The following is a 5,048-nucleotide window of genomic DNA, read 5'->3' on the forward strand; positions in this document are numbered from 1 at the left end:
ACTCATTGAGGCCGCCGGCCTTCTCGCGGGCGTCGAAGACGACCACGCTGTGGCCCTGCATGGCCAGGCCGTGGGCACAGGCCAGGCCGGCCGGGCCGGCGCCCACCACCGCCACATGGCGGCCGGTGGCCGGTGCGCGGGTGAAGAAAGTGCTGGCCGGCAGCGTCATCGCCGCATCCACCGCGTGACGCTGCAGACGGCCGATGGCGATGGGCTGGCCCTGCTGGGTGTTGCGCACGCAGACGGCTTCGCACAGCTCCTCGGTGGGGCAGACGCGGGCGCACAGACCGCCCAGCGGGTTGGCCGCCAGGATCGCCTTGGCCGCGCCGCGCAGGTCGCCATCGCCGATGCGGCGGATGAACTGCGGCACCGGGATGTGGGTGGGACAGGCCTGCTCGCAGGGCGCGTCGTGGCAGTAGAGGCAGCGCTCGGCTTCCAGCAGCGCCTGGGCGCGGGTGAGCGGGGCTTCGGCGGCGGCGGCGATGGCCTGCGCGGGATGGGGGGTCGGGGACACGCGAACTCCTCGTCTGGTTCGGGTTGGGTCTCAGGAACTTGACCGTTTGGTCAACTTTCCGAACGAGCTCTAGCCAGATCCATGCCAGACAAGCCGGCGCCGCGTGCCGGACGCGATCAGGCCGGCGGCAGTGGCGGCTGCGGATGCGCCAGGCGCAGCGCCTCCAGAAAGGCCCGCGCCGCCCGCGGCGCCGAGGGAGAAGCGCGCGTCACCGCGACGAACTGCACCAGGTAGCTGGCGTCCGCCGGCCCCACCCGCTGCAGCCGGCCTTCGCGCAGGAAGACGGCCGCGTAGTGGTCCGGCAGGAAGCCCAGGAAGCGGCCGGACAGGATCAGCAGCGCCAGCGCCTCCTGGTCGGTCACCGTGGCGGTGCGCCGCAGGCCGAAACGGTGCGTGACCTCCATGTTCGGGGAATGGAAAGCCAGGCCGGCGTAGTCGTGTCGGCGCAGCTCGTCCCAGCCCACCGCGTCGGCCGGCCGACCGAACAGCGGGTGGCCCGCGCCGCAGTACAGCCACATGGTCTCGGGAAACAGCGGCAGGTAGTTCAGGCTGTCGGAGCGCCGGTGGTCCGGCACCACCGCCAGGTGCAGGCGGCCGTCGATGACGGCCGTCTCCAGCGCATTGAGCGAGCCCACCGTCACATCCAGCGTGACCTGCGGCGCCTGGTCCCGGAAATCGGCCAGGGCCTGGTGCAGGCGCGCGGCCGGGTTGGTGGCGATCTTGTCGAACAGGCCCAAGGCCAGCGGCCCCTTCAGGTCGGCATGCAGATCGCGCACATCGGCCCGGAAGCCGTCCAGCGCCGACAGGAGGCGCAGCGCGGCGTCGTAGACGCGCTGGCCATCGGGCGTGAGCGCGAAGCCGCTGCGCCCGCGCCGGCACAACACCAGGCCCAGGCGCTGCTCCAGGTCCTTCACATGGCGGCTGACGGTGGAGCGACCGATGTTGAGCTCCAGCTCGGCCGCCGCCAGCCCGCCGCACTCCACCACCGACTTGAAGATGCGCAAGAGGCGCAGCTCGGTGTCGCCCACCTGCCCCAGCAAGGCCTTCTTCACCATGTCAGTTTTAATCCTCTGCGCGTGATTGGTCAAAGATTGCAGTTTATGCAAACCAACACACTGCTCAGAATGGGCGTTTTACGGAGCCCCACCATGGACATGAGCGCCCTGCCTGAGCAACCCCTGACCGAAGCCCAGCTGAAGGCCCACTGGATGCCCTTCACCGCCAACCGCGCCTTCAAGAAGGACCCACGCATCCTGGTGGGCGCCAAGGGCGTGTACTTCACCGACGACCGCGGCCGCCAGGTCTTCGACGGCCTGTCCGGCCTGTGGACCTGCGGCCTGGGCCACGGCCGCAGCGAGATCGCCGAGGCAGTGGGCCGCCAGGTGAGCACGCTGGACTACGCGCCGGGCTTCCAGTTCGGCACCAAGGGCTCCTTCCAGCTGGCCGAGCGCATCGTCTCGCACATGCCTGCCGGCCTGGAACATGTGTTCTTCGCCTGCTCCGGCTCGGAAGCGGCCGACACCTCGCTGAAGATCGCCCGCGCCTACTGGCGCCAGAAGGGCCTGGCCAGCAAGACCCGCCTGATCGGCCGGCTCAAGGGCTACCACGGCGTGAACTTCGGCGGCATCAGCGTCGGCGGCATCGGCGGCAACCGCAAGATGTTCGGTGAAGGCCTGCAGTGCGACCACATCCCGCACACCCAACTGGCCCGCAACGCCTTCAGCCGCGGCATGCCCGAGAACGGCGCCGAGCTGGCCAACGAGCTGCTGGACGTGATCGCCCTGCACGATGCGTCCAACATCGCCGCGCTGATCGTCGAACCCTTCTCCGGCTCGGCCGGCGTGGTCATCCCGCCGGTGGGCTACCTGCAGCGCCTGCGCGAGATCTGCACCCAGCACAACATCCTGATGATCTTCGACGAGGTCATCACCGGCTTCGGCCGTGCCGGCGCCTGGACGGGCTCCGAGGCCTTCGGCGTCACGCCCGACATGGTCAACTTCGCCAAGCAGGTCACCAACGGCACCATCCCCATGGGCGGCGTGGTGGTCAAGGGCGAGATCTACGACACCTTCATGGCCGCGGGCGGCGCACCCCACGCCATCGAATTCCCGCACGGCTACACCTACTCGGCCCACCCGGTGGCCTGCGCCGCCGGCCTGGCCACCTTCGACCTGCTGGAGAAGGAAAACGCCATCCAACAGTCCAAGGAACTGGCCCCGTACTTCGAGAACGCGGTGCACAGCCTCAAGGGCGCCAAGCACGTCACCGACATCCGCAACTACGGCCTGGCCGCCGGCCTGACCATCGCCGCCCGCGATGGCGACCCGAGCATCCGCCCCTACGACATCGGCCTGAAGTGCTGGGAGATGGGCTTCTACGTGCGCTTCGGTGGCGACACCATCCAGCTGGCCCCGCCCTTCATCACCACCCCGGCCCAGGTGGACGCCCTGGTCAACGCGCTGGGCGAAGCGCTGAACGCGACGGCCTGACGACACCGCGCCAAGCCCCTGCGGCCGTCACGCCTGTGCGATGACAGCCGCCAGGGGCTGCGCTACAAGGGCATTCCCACACCTCCACAGGGAATGCCATGCACCTCAAACTGCTGCTCGCGGCCGGCTGCTGCGCCGCCGCCTCCGCCACCCTGGCCGCCGAGGCCACCGTCACGCTGCAGGCGGCCAACCCCGATGGCCCCGGCACCACGCTGGGCACGGTGAAGATGGTGGAGACGCCCTACGGCCTGGCCTTCTACCCCACGCTGCAGGGCCTGCCGCCGGGCCTGCACGGCTTTCACGTGCATGAGAAGGGCTCCTGCGCCCCGGCCGAGCAGAACGGCAAGCCGGTGCCCGCGGGCGCCGCCGGCGGCCACCTGGACCCGGCCGGCACCAAGAAGCACGGCGAACCCTGGGGCGATGGCCACCTGGGCGACCTGCCCCCGCTCTATGTGGCGGCCGACGGCACCGCCGCCCAGCCCGTGCTGGCCCCGCGCCTGAAGCTGGCCGATGTGCAGGGCCACGCCCTGATGGTGCACGCCGGGGGTGACAACCACTCGGACCACCCCGCGCCGCTGGGCGGTGGCGGGGCCCGCGTGGCATGCGGCGTCATTCCGGGCTGAGCGCCCGGGGAGCCGGCCTCAGCCCTCCAGCTTCCAGTGCAGGGTCTCGCCGCCGCGCAGCGGCTTGAGGCTGGCGTCGCCGAAGGCCACGGCCTCGGGCAGGGCCCAGGGCTCGCGCACCAGGGTGACGGTATCGGTGTTGCGCGGCAGGCCGTAGAAGGCCGGGCCGTGTTCGCTGGCAAAGCCTTGCAGCTGGTCCAGCGCACCCGCGGCCTCGAAGGCCTCGGCGTACAGCTCCAGCGCCGACAGGGCGGTGTAGCAGCCGGCGCAGGCGCTGGCGTGTTCCTTCAGGTGGGCCGGGTGCGGCGCGCTGTCGGTGCCCAGGAAGAAGCGGTCCGAGCCGCTGGTGGCCGCGGCCACCAGGGCCTGGCGGTGCACTTCGCGCTTCAGAACGGGCAGGCAGTAGTAGTGCGGCCGCAGCCCGCCCTGGAAGATGGCGTTGCGGTTGTAGAGCAGGTGGTGGGCGGTGATGGTGGCCGCGGTGAAGGCCCCGGCGCCGGCCACGTAGTCGGCGGCTTCCTTGGTGGTGATGTGCTCGAACACCACCTTCAGCTTGGGGAAGTCGCGGCGCAGCGGCTGCATCACGCGGTCGATGAACACCGCCTCGCGGTCGAAGATGTCCACCTCGGGGTCGGTCACCTCGCCATGCACCAGCAGCAGCAGGCCGGCGCGTTGCATGGCCTCCAGCGTCGCGTAGGTCTTGCGGATGTCGGTCACGCCGGCATCGCTGTTGGTGGTGGCGCCGGCCGGGTAGAGCTTGAGCGCCACCACGCCAGCCGCCTTCGCCGCGGCGATCTCGCTGGCCGGCGTGTTGTCGGTCAGGTAGAGCGTCATCAGCGGCTCGAAGGCCACGCCCGCCGGCACCGCGGCCTGGATGCGCTCGCGGTAGGCCAGGGCCTGGGCCGCGGTGGTCACCGGCGGCTTCAGGTTGGGCATGATGATGGCGCGGCCGAACTGGCGCGCCGTGTGCGGCACCACGGCCGCCAGGGCAGCCCCGTCGCGCACATGCAGGTGCCAGTCGTCGGGGCGGGTGATGGTCAGGGAGGTGGGAGCGCTCATGGGCGCGATTGTCCCACCGCCCGGCCGCGGCGCAGGGCGCTGTTCAGTGCTGCAGGATCTTGGACAGGAAGTCCTTGGCGCGCGGGCTGCGGGCCTCGGGGTTGCCGAAGAACTCTTCCTTCTTGCAGTCCTCGATGATCTTGCCGGCGTCCATGAAGATGACGCGGTTGGACACCTTCTTGGCAAAGCCCATTTCGTGCGTCACGCACATCATGGTCATGCCTTCGTTGGCCAGCTGCACCATCACGTCCAGCACCTCGCCGACCATTTCCGGGTCCAGCGCCGAGGTGGGCTCGTCGAACAGCATCACGATGGGGTCCATCGACAGTGCGCGGGCAATGGCCACGCGTGCTGCTACCGCCG

Annotated in this window: 5 protein-coding genes and 1 pseudogene; 2 read left to right on the forward strand and 4 right to left on the reverse strand. The window is 70.3% G+C overall.

Features of this window, described 5'->3' with window-relative positions; all coding sequences use genetic code 11:
* Nucleotides 1–514: NAD(P)-binding protein (locus tag I73_RS18065; protein ID WP_022981899.1), on the reverse strand; the 514-nt coding region annotated here is incomplete at its 3' end.
* A gap of 116 nt (nucleotides 515–630) precedes the next feature.
* Complete coding sequence (locus I73_RS18070; protein ID WP_022981900.1) at nucleotides 631–1,569, reverse strand: LysR family transcriptional regulator; 939 nt, start codon at nucleotides 1,567–1,569, stop codon at nucleotides 631–633.
* 93 nt (nucleotides 1,570–1,662) lie between these two features.
* Here I73_RS18070 and I73_RS18075 point away from each other — a divergent pair, with 93 nt between their 5' ends.
* Together I73_RS18075 and sodC are read left to right on the forward strand one after the other, a co-directional pair.
* Complete coding sequence (locus I73_RS18075) at nucleotides 1,663–3,003, forward strand: aspartate aminotransferase family protein (protein ID WP_022981901.1); 1,341 nt, start codon at nucleotides 1,663–1,665, stop codon at nucleotides 3,001–3,003.
* 98 nt (nucleotides 3,004–3,101) lie between these two features.
* On the forward strand, nucleotides 3,102–3,626 hold the full coding sequence (gene sodC / locus I73_RS18080; protein WP_022981902.1) for a superoxide dismutase family protein: 525 nt from the start codon (nucleotides 3,102–3,104) through the stop codon (nucleotides 3,624–3,626).
* 18 nt (nucleotides 3,627–3,644) lie between these two features.
* Here the strand turns inward: sodC and pyrC are convergent, their stop codons facing one another.
* Together pyrC and I73_RS18090 are read right to left on the reverse strand one after the other, a co-directional pair.
* Entirely contained in the window at nucleotides 3,645–4,685 is a 1,041-nt protein-coding gene (pyrC, locus tag I73_RS18085; RefSeq protein ID WP_022981903.1) for a dihydroorotase, read from the reverse strand.
* A gap of 43 nt (nucleotides 4,686–4,728) precedes the next feature.
* Nucleotides 4,729–5,048: pseudogene (locus I73_RS18090) on the reverse strand (amino acid ABC transporter ATP-binding protein); the annotation flags it as partial.

It is taken from the genome of Ideonella sp. B508-1, assembly GCF_000333615.1.
Taxonomy (GTDB): domain Bacteria; phylum Pseudomonadota; class Gammaproteobacteria; order Burkholderiales; family Burkholderiaceae_C; genus Ideonella.